Source organism: Terriglobus roseus (assembly GCF_900102185.1).
In the GTDB taxonomy this organism is placed as follows: Bacteria; Acidobacteriota; Terriglobia; order Terriglobales; family Acidobacteriaceae; genus Terriglobus; species Terriglobus roseus_A.
Genome location: NZ_LT629690.1, coordinates 2,225,283 through 2,241,408 on the forward strand (window position 1 = coordinate 2,225,283; position 16,126 = coordinate 2,241,408).

At 57.8% G+C, this 16,126-nt stretch carries 12 protein-coding genes; 5 read left to right on the top strand and 7 right to left on the bottom strand.

What is annotated here, in order from left to right:
* Position 1: 1 nt before the first annotated feature.
* From BLT38_RS09405 to rfaD, 3 genes are read right to left on the bottom strand one after another with little or no spacing between them, the layout of a single operon-like run.
* Entirely contained in the window at positions 2 to 907 is a 906-nt protein-coding gene (locus BLT38_RS09405) for an ROK family protein (protein ID WP_197674953.1), read from the bottom strand.
* A 13-nt stretch (positions 908 to 920) separates the two neighbouring features.
* Positions 921 to 1,523: a D-sedoheptulose-7-phosphate isomerase gene (locus tag BLT38_RS09410; RefSeq protein WP_083344942.1), complete on the bottom strand. Its 603-nt coding sequence runs from the start codon at positions 1,521 to 1,523 to the stop codon at positions 921 to 923.
* Entirely contained in the window at positions 1,520 to 2,515 is a 996-nt protein-coding gene (gene rfaD / locus BLT38_RS09415) for an ADP-glyceromanno-heptose 6-epimerase (RefSeq protein ID WP_083347014.1), read from the bottom strand. The genes BLT38_RS09410 and rfaD overlap by 4 nt, the downstream gene beginning before the upstream one ends.
* 153 nt (positions 2,516 to 2,668) lie before the next feature.
* Between rfaD and metG the strand changes: the two genes are divergently transcribed.
* The 4 genes from metG to BLT38_RS09435 all read left to right on the top strand — a co-directional run bounded on the left by metG (position 2,669) and on the right by BLT38_RS09435 (position 7,361).
* The gene (gene metG / locus BLT38_RS09420; protein WP_083344943.1) at positions 2,669 to 4,813 is read left to right on the top strand and encodes a methionine--tRNA ligase; all 2,145 of its coding nucleotides are present in this window, start codon (positions 2,669 to 2,671) and stop codon (positions 4,811 to 4,813) included.
* Positions 4,814 to 4,821: 8 nt separating this feature from the next.
* Positions 4,822 to 5,670, top strand: coding sequence for a TatD family hydrolase (locus BLT38_RS09425; RefSeq protein ID WP_083344944.1), 849 nt, complete (start codon positions 4,822 to 4,824; stop codon positions 5,668 to 5,670).
* Positions 5,671 to 5,744: 74 nt separating this feature from the next.
* A complete protein-coding gene (locus BLT38_RS09430) occupies positions 5,745 to 6,245 on the top strand; it encodes a YajQ family cyclic di-GMP-binding protein (protein ID WP_083344945.1) in 501 nt (166 codons plus the stop codon).
* A gap of 111 nt (positions 6,246 to 6,356) precedes the next feature.
* Positions 6,357 to 7,361, top strand: a complete 1,005-nt coding sequence (locus tag BLT38_RS09435; protein WP_083344946.1) for a polyprenyl synthetase family protein — start codon at positions 6,357 to 6,359, stop codon at positions 7,359 to 7,361.
* Positions 7,362 to 7,419: 58 nt separating this feature from the next.
* Here BLT38_RS09435 and BLT38_RS09440 read toward each other — a convergent pair whose 3' ends face one another.
* From BLT38_RS09440 to BLT38_RS09455, 4 genes are all read right to left on the bottom strand, one after another.
* A complete protein-coding gene (locus tag BLT38_RS09440) occupies positions 7,420 to 9,051 on the bottom strand; it encodes a glycoside hydrolase family 28 protein (RefSeq protein ID WP_083344947.1) in 1,632 nt (543 codons plus the stop codon).
* A gap of 109 nt (positions 9,052 to 9,160) precedes the next feature.
* Entirely contained in the window at positions 9,161 to 11,860 is a 2,700-nt protein-coding gene (gene aceE, locus BLT38_RS09445) for a pyruvate dehydrogenase (acetyl-transferring), homodimeric type (RefSeq protein WP_083344948.1), read from the bottom strand.
* Between the two features lie 128 nt (positions 11,861 to 11,988).
* Positions 11,989 to 13,212 carry a bifunctional glutamate N-acetyltransferase/amino-acid acetyltransferase ArgJ gene (gene argJ / locus BLT38_RS09450; RefSeq protein ID WP_083344949.1) on the bottom strand — a complete coding sequence of 408 codons (1,224 nt, stop codon included), beginning with the start codon at positions 13,210 to 13,212 and terminating at the stop codon, positions 11,989 to 11,991.
* A gap of 37 nt (positions 13,213 to 13,249) precedes the next feature.
* The gene (locus BLT38_RS09455) at positions 13,250 to 14,347 is read right to left on the bottom strand and encodes a Gfo/Idh/MocA family oxidoreductase (RefSeq protein ID WP_083344950.1); all 1,098 of its coding nucleotides are present in this window, start codon (positions 14,345 to 14,347) and stop codon (positions 13,250 to 13,252) included.
* A 166-nt stretch (positions 14,348 to 14,513) separates the two neighbouring features.
* Here BLT38_RS09455 and BLT38_RS09460 point away from each other — a divergent pair, with 166 nt between their 5' ends.
* Entirely contained in the window at positions 14,514 to 16,124 is a 1,611-nt protein-coding gene (locus tag BLT38_RS09460) for a TolC family protein (protein WP_231966841.1), read from the top strand.
* Positions 16,125 to 16,126: the final 2 nt, after the last annotated feature.

A 16,126-nucleotide genomic window follows, 5' to 3' on the forward strand; every position in this document is an offset into this window, starting at 1 on the left:
ACTATTCCTGCGGCCAGAGCCAAGCTGCACCACGCACACCGCTGGCGTCGCCGTGTACAGCCTTACGCAGTGGAGTTTCAAATCCCTTGCCAAAGGTGTACTGCGCGATGAGCGGAGGCACATTCGTGTACAGCCGATCCAACTGAGACAAACCACCACCAAAAACAATGGCATCCGGGTCCAGCAGGTTGCAGACGTTGGACAAACCGCGTGCAAGACGATCTTCCAGACGCTGCAGTGCGGCCTCTGCTTCGGCATCGCCACTTTCGCTCAGCTTGACGATTTCAGGTCCGCGCAGCGCCTTGCCAGTGACAGCAAGAAAGTCGCGTTCCAGACCTGATCCGGCAACCCAGGTCTCCATGCATCCGCGCTGACCGCAGTAGCATTCCGGGCCGGGCCATTCGCCTTCACGCTGCATGGGCAGCGAGTTGTGTCCCCACTCGCCACCAATGCCGTTCGGTCCGTTGTGTACCCTGCCTGCGATGGCAACCCCACCACCGCAGCCGGTGCCAAGGATGACGCCGAAGACAACGTTGTATCCCGCGCCAGCTCCATCCACTGCTTCTGAAACCGCGAGGCAGTTTGCGTCGTTGGCGCAGCGAACTTCGCGGCCCCATGACTTGGAAAGATCCTTCTCCAGCGGGCGGCCATTCAGCCACGTGGAGTTCGCATTCTTCACCAGCCCAGTGGACTTCACCACCGACCCCGGAATGCCAACGCCCAGCGTTCCCTGCTGGCCAAGACGCGTCTCCAGCGACTTGGCGACCTCAATGATGGTTGCGACTGTGCCGTCGTAATCTTCACGCGGTGTGGGAACGCGGAGGCGATCCAGTTCCTGTCCCTTGTTATCAAAAGCGCGGCCTTCAATCTTTGTGCCGCCGAGGTCAACTCCAATACGCATGCTCATTCGCCCGTTCCGCTTAGGTTAGCGGCTGCTCTCCTGCCTCTGCGGCAGCAAGGAGACGAAGCTCCACCAGCTCGCAGATAGTGTGTAGCAGCAGCTTGTGTGCTTCTTGGATACGTGCCGTCACATTGTGACGCACAATCAGTTCCACATCTGCAATGCCTGCGCATGCTCCACCGGCGCGTCCAAGAAAGGCAACCGTGGCAACACCATACTGCCGCGCCGTATTCAACGCACGCAGCACATTCTCGCTGTTGCCGCTGGTAGTGTAGGCAAACAGAACGTCACCCTTCAAGCCGAAGGCACGTACCTGCCGCGAAAACACATCGTCGAAGCTGTAATCGTTGCCGCAGGCCGTCAGATCGCCGCCGTTTGCGGTCAGGCTGATCGCGGGATATGGACGACGCTCCTTGTGGAAGCGAACCACAAACTCCGTGGTGAGATGCGATGCATCCGCAGCCGATCCACCATTGCCGCATGCCAGCAGCTTGTTGCCGCGCAGCAGTGCGTCGGCAAGTACTCGTGCTGCCTCTTCTACCAGCGGTTCAAGCTCCAGGATCGTATCCAGCACTACCCTTGCATCGGCTACGTTGCTTTGTAAAACGCTCAATTCCTTCATCCTTTTAACTTCTCCGCACGCGGCTCCAGATAGCCCTTCACGTAGTCGTGAATGCCGTCTTCCAGCGTTGTAAATGGTTTGGTGTATCCCGCCGCGCGCAGTTTGTCCGGCTTGGCTTCGGTGTAGTACTGATACTTCTCGCGCAGCGTCTCCGGCATGTCGATGTATTCAATATTGGGCTTCTTGCCGCTCGCCGCATACACCGCCGTGACCAGGTCATTCCACGTACGCGAAATGCCGGTGCCACAGTTGAACACACCGCCAATCTGCGGATTTTCCAGCAGCCACAGGGTGACATCGACAGCGTCTTTCACGTAGACGAAGTCGCGCATCTGCTCGCCGTCCTTGTACTCCGGACGATGGCTCTTAAACAGCTTCACCTTGCCGTCACCGTCGCCAATCTGGCCGAAGCTCTTATGGACGACGGAACGCATGTCGTCCTTGTGATCTTCGTAAGGACCGTACACGTTGAAGTACTTGACACCGGCAATGGGATGACCGTTCGCGAAGAAGCCATTCTTCAGGGCCCATAGGTCAAACATGTGCTTGGAGTAGCCGTACATGTTCAACGGCTCCAGCTTCGGCGTTACGCTGTCATCGTCATCATAGCCAAGCGAACCATCGCCATAGGTGGCAGCGGATGAGGCATAGACGAAGCGTGCGCCATGCTCCTGTGCCCAGTTGCACAGGGTGCGCGTGTAGCCGTAATTGTTGGTCAGGAGGTAGTCCGCATCCTTTTCCGTGGTGGCGGAACATGCGCCCAAATGCACGATGCCGTCAATCTCAGGCAGCTCCTCTTCGCCCACGCCATGGATGCGATCAAAAAACTCATTGACCGGGATCAGGTCTTCGTATCGCAGACCGTTCAGGTTCTGCCATTTCTCGCCCGTTCCCAAGTCATCCACCAGCAATAGATCGGTGTTGCCGCGCCGGTTCAACTCTGCCACTGTGTTGCGTCCGATGAATCCGGCTGCGCCGGTAACTACGGTCATCTTTCCCATGAGGATGATTGTAGCCGTGCGAAGACCATGGGTAGTGGCAGCGAAGTACACGTAATATCTGCTTTTAATCGAAACTTATCCGCAACCTATATAGGCCTGAGGCAGAAGCCTTTCCATGGCGCTGATAAACTGACCGTTAGCGCGATGCCCAATAAGTTCTATCTCACGACTCCGATTTATTACGTCAACGCCCGGCCACATATCGGCCATGCGTATACAACCATTGCCGCAGACACACTGGCGCGCCGTAAGCGCCTTGATGGCGTGGATACCTACTTCCTTACAGGGACGGACGAACACGGCCAGAAGATTGGCCGCAGCGCCGCGTCTGCAGGCGTTCCGCCGCAGCAGTTCACGGATGAGGTTTCCGCCACCTTCCGCACGCTGTGGCAGCGCATGGGCATCAGCTACGACCAGTACATCCGCACCACCGACGAGAAGCACAAACTCGGCGTGCAGAAACTGTTCCGCGTTCTGTATGAGAAGGGTGCGATCTATCTCGATCGCTACACTGGCGCGTACTGCGTTTCCGATGAGGCCTTCGTCGATGTGCCCGTTGGCGATCATTGCCCCGAATGCGGTCGCGTGACCGAAGAGGTAACGGAAGAGAACTTCTTTTTCCGGCTGTCGGCATATCAGAAGCCACTGATTGATCTCATCGAATCGAACCAGCTCACCATTACGCCAGAAGCTCGCAAGAACGAAGTCCTGAGCTTCCTACGCGGCCCTGTGAACTCCGGCGCAGAAACGCTGCTGAGCGATACCGGCATCCCCTACGTTCCCGGTGCAGTGAAGGACCTGTCCGTGTCGCGTACCAGCTTTGACTGGGGTATTCCTGTTCCCTCGCCTGCTGCCGACACCACAACGCAGAAGCATGTGATCTACGTGTGGCTGGACGCGCTTGCCAACTACATGACCGCAGTTGGATATGGCGACGAAAGCGAAGAAGGCGCAGAGATGTTTGCGCGCTACTGGCCTGCCGATCTGCACTTTGTTGGCAAGGAGATTGTTCGCTTCCACTGTGTCTACTGGCCCGCGTTTCTGCTGGCCGCCGCCCTGCCGCTGCCGAAGAAGATCGTTGCGCACGGATGGCTGCTCTTCGAAGAGAGCAAGATGAGCAAGAGCCGCGGCAACATTGTGCGTTCCGAAACCATTCTTGATGCCTTCGGTTCATTGAAGCCGGAAGCCGACAAGAAAGAACAAGACCTGTTCGGCGCGGACGTGTTGCGCTACTTCCTGCTGCGCGAAATCTCATTCGGCCAAGATGGTTCTTTCTCATTCGATGCGCTTGTTGCGCGTTACAACAGCGATCTTGCCAACGGCTACGGCAACCTCGTCAGCCGCACGTTGAGCATGATCGTGCAGAACTTTGATGGTGTGATTCCGGATGCTGCTCTTACGACGGAACTCACATCAGACATCACGACTGCGATTGAAGCCGTTGGACGTGGACTGGAAACGCAGGACTTCACCGCAGCCGTGCAAGCCACGTCTGCCTTGATTGCCGCAACAGACGGTTACCTGACGGCGAATGCGCCTTGGAAGCTGGCAAAGGATCCGGAACAGCGCGAACGCCTGGCCACCGTGCTGCGCACAGCTGCGAAGAGCATCCGCATGGTGACTGCGTTGCTGCACCCCGTACTGCCGTATGTCACGGCACGCGTGTGGGATCAGCTTGGACTCGGCTCCATTGAACGCGCCGCCGAAACTGGCGAACTGCGCGATCTGACACAGGGCGGATTCGCCGCAAACACAAAGCTTGGAACACTCGCGCCCATCTTCCCGCGCGCGGAGAAGGAACTGATTACTCGCATGAACGACGCAGAACAGAAGCCCGCAACCACCGACGCCAACGCGCCACAAAACCTGGCCGAAGGCGAACAGAAGCTGACACCAGTAAGCGATGCCACCACTACCCCAGTAGCAGCAGAAGCCGCAGACCCTCCCGCGAAGCCGGATACACCAGAGATCACCATCGACGACTTTGCGAAGGTCGACCTCCGCGTGGCGCAGGTGCTCGTCGCCGAGCGCGTCCCCAAGGCCGACAAGCTGCTTCGTCTTGAAGTTGACCTGGGCTATGAGAAGCGCCAGATCCTCGCAGGCATCGCACAGTACTACGAGCCGGAAAAGCTAATTGGTCGCAAGGTCGTCATCGTTGCGAACCTGGCTCCACGTAAGCTGCGTGGCTTCGAATCGCAGGGCATGGTTGTCGCAGCTTCTATCGGCGACGGCACACCCGCACTCGCCAGCTTCATTGAAGACATCGAAATCGGGGCGCGCCTGCGGTAGTTGCACCTATGCACATCGTCGATTCGCACGCACATCTCGACTTCCCCACCTACGCCGATGATCTCGACGCTGTACTCGCGCGTTCACTGGAAGCGGACGTGCGCACCATCCTCTCTGTTGGTATCGGTGATGGCCCGGAGACGATGCATCGCGCACGCGATCTTGCCGTGAAGTACAAGGGCAATCACGCTGTGCCACGCATCGTCGCATCGGCGGGCATTCATCCGCAGGAAGCACAACACGCAAATGATGCCGCACTAAGCAAACTTCGCATGCTGGCAGCGGATGAAAACGTTGTTGCCATCGGTGAAATCGGTTTGGACTACTACCACATCGAGAACCCTGACATCGACGTCCAGCAGCAGGCGTTTCTTGCGCAGATGGAGATTGCACTCGCGGCGAACAAGCCAATCCTGATTCACTGCCGCACCAGCGAACTGGCTACTCCGCAGGCAAAAGAGCGCTTTGGCCCAGCCGATGCGCAGGATGACCTGCTTCGTCTGATCGCAGAAAACTTTGCGAATAAGGGCGGCGTTGGCGTGATGCACTGCTTCTCCGGCACAGCGGATGAAGCGAGCCGCGCACTCGATCTTGGGTTCTACCTATCCTTCGCCGGCAACGTGACGTATGCGCGCTTTCCATCCATCCGCGAGGCAGCAGAGCTTGTGCCTGCTGACCGCTATCTGGTGGAAACAGACGCGCCCTTCCTGGCGCCGATCCCCTATCGTGGCGAACGCAACGAGCCCGGACGGACGCGTGTGACGGCGGAGTTTGTCGCCGAGTTGCGCAAGATCCCGCTGGAACAGCTTGCAGAGGAAACCACAGGAAACTTTCGTCGCCTCTTCCGCGTAGAATAACGCGGCAACGTGCGGCATCTTTCTGTCGCTCTGAATCATCAGCAACATTGCAGTACTGGCAAGGAGAACGAACAATGGCAGCCGATAACAGCTTTGACGTCGTCAGCAAAGTGGAAGTGCAGGAAGTGAAGAACGCGCTTGACCAGGCCACCAAGGAAGTCAACGCACGCTTCGACCTGAAGAACTCGAAGTCCACCATGTCACTGGAAGGCAACGACGCCATCCAACTGGCGTCGCAGGACGAGTACACGCTGAAGGCCGTCACAGACATCCTGCAGCAGAAGCTGGTGAAGCGCGGCGTCTCGCTCAAGAATCTGGAGTACGAAAAGATTGAGCCCGCCTCAAACTCCTCCGTCCGCCAGAAGATCAAGCTGAAGCAAGGCATTGCGGGCGACGCGGCAAAGAAGATCACCGCCGCCGTAAAAGACAGCAAGCTGAAAGCGCAGGCCTCGATCCAGGGCGACACCGTCCGCGTGACCAGCAAGGATCGCGATGTTTTGCAGCAGATCATCTCACTGCTCAAGGGCAAGGACTTCGGCGTGGAGCTGCAGTTCACCAACTACCGGTCGAATTAAGCCTTCCTACAATTGACACCCCGTTTACGACGCAAGTTGTGGACGGGGTTTCTCTTTCCTGCGTCCCACTGCACTGCTTTCGCGTCAAAGAACTGTTACAGTTTGAAAAGCGTGAGTCTTCTCCCCAGTGCGACTGCCAAACAGGTCTTTGACCTTGTGCGTGATGACCTTGCTGCCGTAGAGCGTGAGTTCAGCCGCCAGGCAGAGTCCGAAGTTGTGGTCATCCAGGACATTGCAGAATATCTGCTGGCAGGCGGAGGCAAACGCATCCGTCCGCTGCTGCTGTTGCTTGCGGCAAAGGCGCTCGGCTTCCAGGGCGAGAGTCGCATCCGCATGGGTGCCGTGGTCGAGATGTTGCACACCGCCACGCTGGTTCACGACGACATCATTGATGAAGCGAAGACCCGCCGCGGCAAAGCCAGCACCAACACCGTGTGGGGAGAAAGCAAGTGTGTCCTCGCGGGCGACTGGTTGTACATGCAGTCGTTCCAGACGGCTCTGGAAGAGCGCAACTTCCACGTGCTGGATCTGCTCATCGGGCTGACACAGCAGATGGTGGAAGGCGAGCTTCTGCAGATCCAAAAGCTGGGCCACCTGATCAACGAAGAAGAGTACTTCGACCTGATCTTCCGCAAGACCGCGATGCTGTTCAAGGTGAGCATGCAGCTTGGCGCTGCTCTCTCCGGAGCCAGTGACGAAGTAGAGCAGCAGCTTGGCGAATACGGCCGTAACCTTGGTCTGGCCTTCCAGATTGTCGATGACGTACTCGATATCACCGGTGAAGAATCCACCATCGGCAAGCCCGCCGCCAGCGACCTGCGTGAAGGCAAGGCTACACTCGCCGTGATTCATGCGCTGGAACGTGGCACAGGCGCCGAACGCGAAGCCATCCGCACCGTGTTGGCCGATCGCAACTTCAGCCGCGTGAAGCACGCTACGATTCTGGAAATCCTGAAGCACCACGGATCACTGGAATACGCAATGGATGCAGCCCGCGCTTATGCGGAAGCAGCTCGCCAGTCCATCGTCGATCTCCCTGCTGCGAACAGTGAAGCCGCCAAGGCGTTACGCGCATTGCAATGGGTCCCCGGCTACGTAACCGACCGCGACCGCTAAAACGAAAACTCCCCAAAACTAAAGGGTGTGCGAAGCTGTTTCGCACACCCTTTGTTCTTTACAGAGTCTTGCCGCTAGCGTCAGCAAACACCGCATCCTTCGCCGCTCTGCTCCAGCCCACGCGCACATCCTTAGCGTGACGGAAGTCGAAGGCGCTGGGCGTGGTGGGTGCGGTAATCGCGAAGAAGTCGGCCCTGTTCACCTCTTCCAACACAAAGGACGGACGTGCATCTGCCTTCACAGGCGCAATCTCTACATGGCTCAGTTCCACGTTGTGGACGTGGCGCAGGAAGAAGCCCTGCGCAGGCATGGGGCCGAACATCTCGGGATCGGGATACTTTGCGATCTCTTCGGGTGGAACCAGCTTTGCCTTATCGGCGGTAGCACCGCCCTGATGCTGCATGTAGAAGTTGCTGATCTTCATATCGCGGATGGGAAAGTCCGGAATCCCCGAGAGAATGTTGCACAGATTCGACGTTGAGTTGTAGCTGGTGATGTTGTTCACCACAATGCGCTGCAGCGTGCCTGGCTTTGTCTCCGGCTTTGGCCCGCGTAGACGTGCTCCCAAACGGAAGAAGAGTGGGCCGGCAAACAGATCGCGCATGGTGATGTTGGAGATAGCAATGTCTTCACACAACGCGCCGTCTTCGCTCTCAAGGCAAAGACTATGGCAACCGTCAAAAACACAGTTGGAGATGGTGATGTTCTTGAACCCACCGTTGGATTCGGTGCCACACTTGATGCGTCCGGTGCGATAGGTCTGAGGAGCATCTGCCGCGAAGTGTTTGTAGGTGCCATCCAGCACCGTTCCCAGCATGTAATCGCCAGTCACTGTGCAGCCAGTGATTGTGACGTTCTCCGTTGCGCGCGCGTAGCCCAACGCATAACTCGACTTCGGGCAGATGCCGTCATCCCACGGCGAATTCACTGTGCAGTTGGAGACGTGCACATTCTTACAGCAATCGATGTCGATGCCATCGCGATCGGTGTCGATCAGCAAACCATCAATGACCAGATTGTCGACGCCTGTGAGCAGGAACCCGAAGTGGCCGCCCTTCAACAGACGAAACTCGCGAAAGGTGACATTGCGGCAGTTCTTCATCGCAATAGCCTTGTTGCCCACGCCCGCCTGCTCCGCTTTGTAAATCGGATAATCGCCACGAGCAGCGCGTGTTGCGCCGAAGGACAGCCCCTTGCCATAAATCAAACCAGGGCCGGTGATGGAGACATTCTCAATACCCTCGCCCCAGATCAACGAGTTGTGCCAGTGGTTGTGGCCGTAATCCTGGAACGGTTCAATCGCCGGATTCTGTGGCTCTGCAGCGTCATACGTGCCACCCATCTGTCCCGTAGTCTCACCAGGCTTGGGAGATTCCGCTGCAAGAATCACTGCGCCCTGCGACAGGTAAAGATGAACATTGCTCTTCAGTCGGATGGAGAACGTGAGATACGTTCCTGCCGGGAAAACGACCGTGCCTCCACCAGCCTTATTCGCGGCCTCAATCGCCGCGTTAATGCCATTGGTGTCCAGCTGCTTTCCTGTTCCCATTGCTCCGTAATTGCGAACATCGAAAACCGTAGGAGTGGATGGCGTGGATGCTCCCGTTACCTGGGCCGAACCAACGGACGGCACAAAGGCGGCAAGAGCAAGCGGCGAGAATTTCAGAAGGTCGCGACGGGCTGAGTTCATGGCGAAATGAATCCTATCAAAACGCTTTGATCGTTCCCCATCCAATAGACGCCAAAAGAAAAAGCGCCTGTTATGACAGGCGCTTTTCCTATTTGAGGAGTTGAGAGCTCTACTGCTTCGAGGGTTCCGGCGCTTCCGTGTTGATGCCAATCTCTGCGAACGCTTTCTTCGCATCCTTGGCCTTCAACGCGCCATCGCGAACCAGCTTGGAGATGGTGGCAGCAACAATCGCCTTCGCATCCACTTCAAAGAACTCGCGCAGATGTTCGCGGTTATCGCTGCGTCCGAAGCCGTCCGTGCCCAGCGTAACCAGACGCTTGCCAAGCCATGGTGACAAGGCATCCGGCATGACCTTCATCCAATCGCTGGCTGCAATGACCGGTCCCGGCGCATCGCCAAGAGCTTCCACCAGATACGGTGTCTTCTCTGCTTCAAACGGATGCAGGCGGTTCCAACGCTCGATCTCAAGCGCGTCACGACGAAGCTCGGTGTAGCTCGGTACGCTCCACACATCCGCTTCAATGTTGAACTTGCTGGAGAGAATCTCCTGCGCCTTCAGCACTTCATTCAGGATCGTTCCCGAACCGAAGAGCTGCACCGTTGCCTTGCCCTTCAGAGCTGACTTGAAGCGATACAGGCCCTTCAGAATGCCTTCGCGGACGTTGTCGCCCTGCGGCATTTCCGGGTGAACGTAGTCCTCGTTGTACATGGTGACGTAGTAGAAGATCTGCTCGTCATTCACGTACATGCGCTGCATACCGTCCTGCAGGATCACAGCCATTTCGTAGGCATAAGCCGGGTCATAGCTGACGCAGGTGGGGATTGTGCTGCTGATCACATGCGAGTGGCCGTCCTGATGCTGCAGACCTTCACCCAGCATCGTGGTGCGTCCAGCTGTGCCGCCCATCAGGAAGCCCTTACCGCGCGAATCCGCAAATGCCCACGCCATGTCGCCGATACGCTGGAAGCCGAACATCGAGTAGTACATGTAGAACGGAACCGACGGCACACCGTAGTTCGCATAGGCTGTTCCGGCAGCGGTGAAGCTGGCCATGGAGCCTGCTTCCGTAATGCCCTCTTCCAGAATCTGGCCGTCTTTTTCTTCGCGGTACGAAAGCAGCATGTCGCTATCGTGCGGCGTGTACTTCTGGCCTTCGCTGGCGTAGATGCCTACCTGCTTCACAGCCGATTCCATGCCGAAGGTACGGCCTTCGTCGGGAACGATGGGAACAACCAGGCGACCGATGTTTTTGTCCTTCATCAGAGCGCGCAGGATGGCAACAAATACCATCGTGGTGGAAACAGCGCGGCCCTTCGATCCGCCAAGCCATTCCTTATAGAAGTCAACTCCAGGATTCGTGAAGCTGAAGGGCTTCCATCCGCGCGTAGGAACATAACCACCGAGCTTGGCGCGGTGCTCCTGCAGATACTTCAGCTCCGGCGCCTCATCGCTGGGCTTCCAGGGCTTGCCTGCTGCAGCCTGCTCGTCAGGAACAGGAATATCGAAGCGCTGCTTGAAGGAGAGAACGCCTTCGTCGGTCAGCTTCTTTTCGTTATGTGCCGCATTACGGCCTTCGGTGGATGCAAAGCCATAGCCCTTCACCGTCTTGGCAAGAATGACCGTCGGTCCGCCCTTATGCTCCACGGCACGCTTGTAGGCGTTGTAAACCTTCTGCGTATCGTGGCCGCCGCGGTGCAGCTTGGCAAGCTGCTCGTCGGTGTAATCCTTCACAAGCTCAACCAACTGCGGATACTTGCCGAAGAAATGCTCGCGGAGATACGCGCCGCCCTTGGCCTTGTACGCCTGGAAGTCGCCGTCGACGCACTCTTCCATACGCTTCAGCAACAGGCCGGTATGGTCGCGCTCAAACAGTGCATCCCAATCCGAACCCCAGATGCACTTGATGACGTTCCAACCGCAACCGCGGAAGTGGCCTTCCAGTTCATCGATGATGCGCTTGTTGCCGCGGACAGGACCATCGAGGCGCTGCAGGTTGCAGTTGACGACAAAGATGAGGTTGTCGAGATTCTCGCGGGTAGCCAACGAAATCGCACCGAGCGTATCGACTTCATCCGACTCACCATCTCCAACAAATGCCCACACCTTACGGTCGGTATGCGGAATCAGGTTGCGGTTCTCCAAATACTTCATGAAGCGCGCCTGATAGATCGCGTTCAGCGGGCCAATGCCCATGGATACCGTCGGGAACTGCCAGAAATCCTTCATCAGCCACGGATGCGGATAGCTCGACAGACCAGGGTGATCGCGCAGTTCGTGGCGGAAGTTAAGCAGATGCTGCTCGCTCAAGCGGCCTTCGAGGAAGGCGCGAGCATAGACACCGGGCGATGCGTGGCCCTGGAAGTAAACGAAATCGCCGGGCTGTTCCGTGCCGTCAGCAGCGGTGTACTTCGCATGGAAGAAGTGATTGAAACCAACTTCAAACAGCGTTGCTACCGACGAATACGTGGAGATGTGGCCGCCAATGCCCGCGTCCTTCTTGTTCTGGCCGTGAACCATCGCCATGGCGTTCCAGCGGATCAGCGATTCCACGCGGCGTTCCATATCGCGGTCGCCGGGATACGGAATCTCGTCATGCTTGGGGATAGTGTTCTTGTACGGCGTGGTGAGTTCAATGCCGGCGGTAACGCCTGCCTCGCGTGCGCGCTGACGCAGAGCCGTCATCAGCTCCGCACCCTGCTCTGCGCCTTCGGCGACGATCATCTCGTCAAACGCTTCAATCCACTCTGCAATTTCCTGCTGCCGGTCGTTCAGGGCGCTTGCCGGGGGCACTGCTACATTGGTCGCCATCGCTGCTCCAGATTCTGTGTCGATACGTGACAGAAGATGCGCGTGCTGAAACGACTCAGCACGCACATTTCAACCACAGCCATTATAAGTGCGAAGAGGAAAAGGTATAAGCGAAACGAATCGGTCGCCTAGGTCGAATAATCCGCGTTGATATGCACGTACTCCACCGTCAGGTCGCACGTCAGGAAACGCGAACGGCCCGGCCCGCTGCCAACGCTCACGGCGATGGTGTATTCGCGCTGCTTCATCTTTTCGTGGACAACAGCTTCGTCATATCCAGCAGCACGCACACCGCGGTCAAATACTTTCACGCCACCAATCGTCACCGTCGTCTCTTCCGGCGAGAACGGCACGCCGGCGTAGCCTGCCGCGGCAATGATGCGTCCCCAATTCGGATCGGCGCTGGACCATGCCGTCTTGCAGAGCGGCGAGTGCGCAATGGACTTGGCGATGGTTTTCGCGTCGGCATCGTTCGCGGTGCCGCTGATTTCCAACGTCACGACGTGCGTCACACCTTCTCCGTCGTCAATGATGGCGTGCGCCAGCTCATTGCAGACGTGCTGCAGCGCATCACAGAAATCGTCTTGGAAACTGCGCGGCGCATCGCTCCACTTCACACCACTGGCGCCACTCGCCAGCAGCAGAACCGTGTCGTTGGTGGAGGTGTCACCGTCCACGCTGATGGAGTTGAAGCTGGCTTCCACTCGCCCCTGCAACAGCTCACGCAAAACGGCTGGTTCAGCCGCAATGTCGGTAAACAAATAGACCAACATCGTGGCGTGCGGTGGCCCAAGTTGCGGCCCGATCATGCCTGCGCCCTTGCAGCATCCGAAGATGCGCACAGAGGTCTCCGCCGCTTCCACCGTTGCCTGCGACACCTTCATCTTGGTGTCGGTGGTCATGATCGCGGTGGCAAAAGCCTCTGCAGCAGCATTGCTATGCGCAAGACGCTCCGCCGCGTGGGGCAGCGCACTTGTCAGCTTTTCTATCGGCAAAGGCACACCGATGATGCCAGTCGAAGAAGGAATGACCTCCTCTGCCGCGCATCCAAATAACTCCGCAGCCTTGCGGCAGGTTTCTTCTGAAACCGCGATGCCCGGCGCTCCTGTGGCGCAGTTGGCATTGCCTGCGTTCACAACCACGGCCTTCACACAACCCTGAGTCGCGGCCATATGTTTACGGCCTACCGTTACCGGTGCGGCAACCACCTGATTGTCAGTAAACATGACCGCTGCTGAAGCCATGCGATCCGCCACAGCCACCGCAACATCAGTGCGGCCGCTAGCTTTTATACCTGCCTTAACAGCCGCCCAGCGAAACCCGCGCGGCAGCTCTTTTCTCAATGATGGCAACTACTTACACCTTCTTCCTGAAACAAATACTTTTGATTTACCAGCCGGTATGATCGACACGGACTGTAGCTCCAACGCGAGCACTTTCGTACGCCAGATCGATCATGCGCGCCGTTCGGACAGCGCAACGCGCTGTGACTTCCGGCGCCGCCAATCCCAGCAGCGAGTCCGCCACATTCTGATAGAAACCGCGGTAGTCACCCGGCAGCGTGGGGATAATCTCCTTCTCCAGCTCGTTCGGCTTCTGTGTGTTCGGGCAGTAGGTCAGAACGCCGTAACGATCCTCCGGCTCCTGTAGCCAGAGTTCTTCAGCTCCCTGCCGTGGCGGCAGATGGCCGCTAAGAATCGTCGGTTCCTGCGGGTCGAGCCCGTTCTTCACATAGGTGCCACCGGTGCCGTTTAGACGGTAACGAGGCGCCGGATCGGCGGCCAACACGCTAGTGCCCAGCTTCACGGTGATCTTGCGGTCTTCCCGGCCAGTGTCGAAGACCAGAGTCAGATCAAAGCCGTCCGGAACCTTACCCACATTGCGGTCGGAACGAATATTCGCCGTCAGCGTGGAGGGACGCCCAAAGAGCGTCAGCGCCTGATCAATCAGGTGCGGCCCAATGTCATAAAGCTGTCCGCCACCCGCAGTTTCTTCCTCACGCCAGGCATTCGGTTTCGGCTCAGGACGATAGCGGTCAAATCGTGATTCCAGCATGACGACACGGCCTACGCGGCCATCGCGAATGATGCCCTGCAGTGTTTGGAAGTCGCCATCCCAGCGCCGATTGTGGAACGGGAACAGAAGGAGCCCCTTCTGAATGGCAATCTTCTCCAGTTCCTCAGCCTGCGCGGTGGTGGTGGTCATGGGCTTGTCGCAGACCACGTTCTTACCCGCCAGCAGGGCTTGTTTCGTCATGGAATAGTGGCTAATGGTGGGTGTTCCCAGCACCACCAGCTCCACATCGCTCTGCAGCAGATCTTCGTAGCTGCGCAGCTGTTCAGCCTGCGGAAAGGCGCGCTGTGCCTCGTCGCCGGAACGCTGCACAATATAAGCCAGTTCCAATTCAGGAATAGCGTCTACAAAGGGCGCGTGAAAGACACGTCCTGCCAGTCCAAATCCCACAACTCCTGTCCGAATGCGCCGCACTTCTTCCGTTCCCCCTGCCCGCGTCCTGTTCTACCGCGCGAATCAACAGGATAGAACGCCAAGATGAATCGCGCAGAAAAGAATGTGCACAGAATTTGTGGCACGCAGGCAACATTTTCTGCATCGGGAGATGGGGTTGAGTGCATCTGAAGTAGGAAACCGAAGCATGGCCGACGCCCGACCACTGACCGGCGAGTCAGTGGAGACGAGGAACCGAGCCGCTTGGGTCGCAATGGAGCGTATGACGCAACACGATCGAGCCTCAGGCTTACACTGCCTCCCGCGGCGCTGGACACTGTCCGCGGCGGCGGTTCTCTCGCTGATGCTGCCGCTCGGAGCCGTTGCCCAGGCAACGAGCACAGCGCCGGGCACCAACGACCACACCGCTAGCGGAGTTTCCACCGTTCAGGGCGCGGAGCAGATTTTCAGCTCTGTCCCACAGGCCGCCGGCAGCACGCAGGTAACACAACAGGACTTCAAGGGATCACTCATCGATGGCAAGGCCACCGATGGTGTGCTGGATCTGACGCTGGACGATGCAATCCAGCGCGGCTTTCGCACGAACCTGGGCCTGATCCTGCAAGGTGCACAGACACAGACGGTGAATGGTCAGAAGCTGCAGGCATTGCAAGCTCTTCTACCGACTGTCACCGGCTCGGCTTCCTACACGGTGGAGCAGGTCAATCTTGCCGCCTATGGTTTGACCTTTCCGGGACTGAACCCGATTATTGGTCCCTTCCAGGTCTTTGACTTCCGCGCGTACCTTTCGCAGTCGCTGGTGAATGTGAGCAGCATTCAGAAGTACATTGCTGCGAAACATAATTTTCAGGGCGCGAAGCTAACCGCCGAAGACGCACGCAACATGGTGGTGCTGACCATCGGCAATGCTTACCTTCTCTGCATTGCGGATCAGGCACGCATCGACGCAGCTGTCGCGGAACGTGCGAATGCAAAAGTCTCTCTCGATCAGGCTACTGCAGCGCATGACGCTGGCACCAGCCCCAAGCTGGATGTACTGCGCGCACGCGTTGACTATCAGAATGCCGATCAGCAGGTTATCCAGACGCAGAACAATCTGGAGAAGGACAAGCTGAGCCTGGCTCGCGCCATTGGCCTTCCGCTGGATCAGAAGTTTCGCATTGCCGATGCGGCTCCTTTCTCGGCTGCAACGCCCACCACGCCAGAACAGGCGTTTGCCGATGCACAGAAGAACCGCAAGGATCTACAGGCATCCGCAGAGCGTGTGAAGGGTGCGCAATCGCAGAAGTCCGCGGCGAAGGCTGAATATTACCCGACCGTTGACTTTAACGGCGACTTCGGTGACCTGGGCACGACGCCCGCTCACTCGCATGGCACCTACACCGCAACAGGACAGGTCTCTGTTCCCGTTTTGCAGATTGCACGTACGCAGGGCGACATTCAGGTGGCGGACGCCAACCTGAAGACCGCGCAGGCTCGCTATTCCGATCAGGTGCAGCAGATCAACGCGGATGTTCGCGATGCGCTGTTGGACATTGAAGCGGCGGAAAAGCTGGTGGAAGCCACCAAGTCCAACGTGGACCTTGCGAACGAAGCTCTTAGCGAAGCACAGCAGCGCTTCCGTGCTGGTGTGGCAGATAACCTTGCCGTCTCCGATGCGCAGTCGCAGACCGAACAGGCGAACAACCAGTACATTAGCGCGCTGTATCAGCACAACATTGCAAAGCTTTCATTGGCGCGCGCCGTCGGCTACGCCGGAACGAATTACAAACAAGCTCTTCAACTCGGAGGAAAGTGATC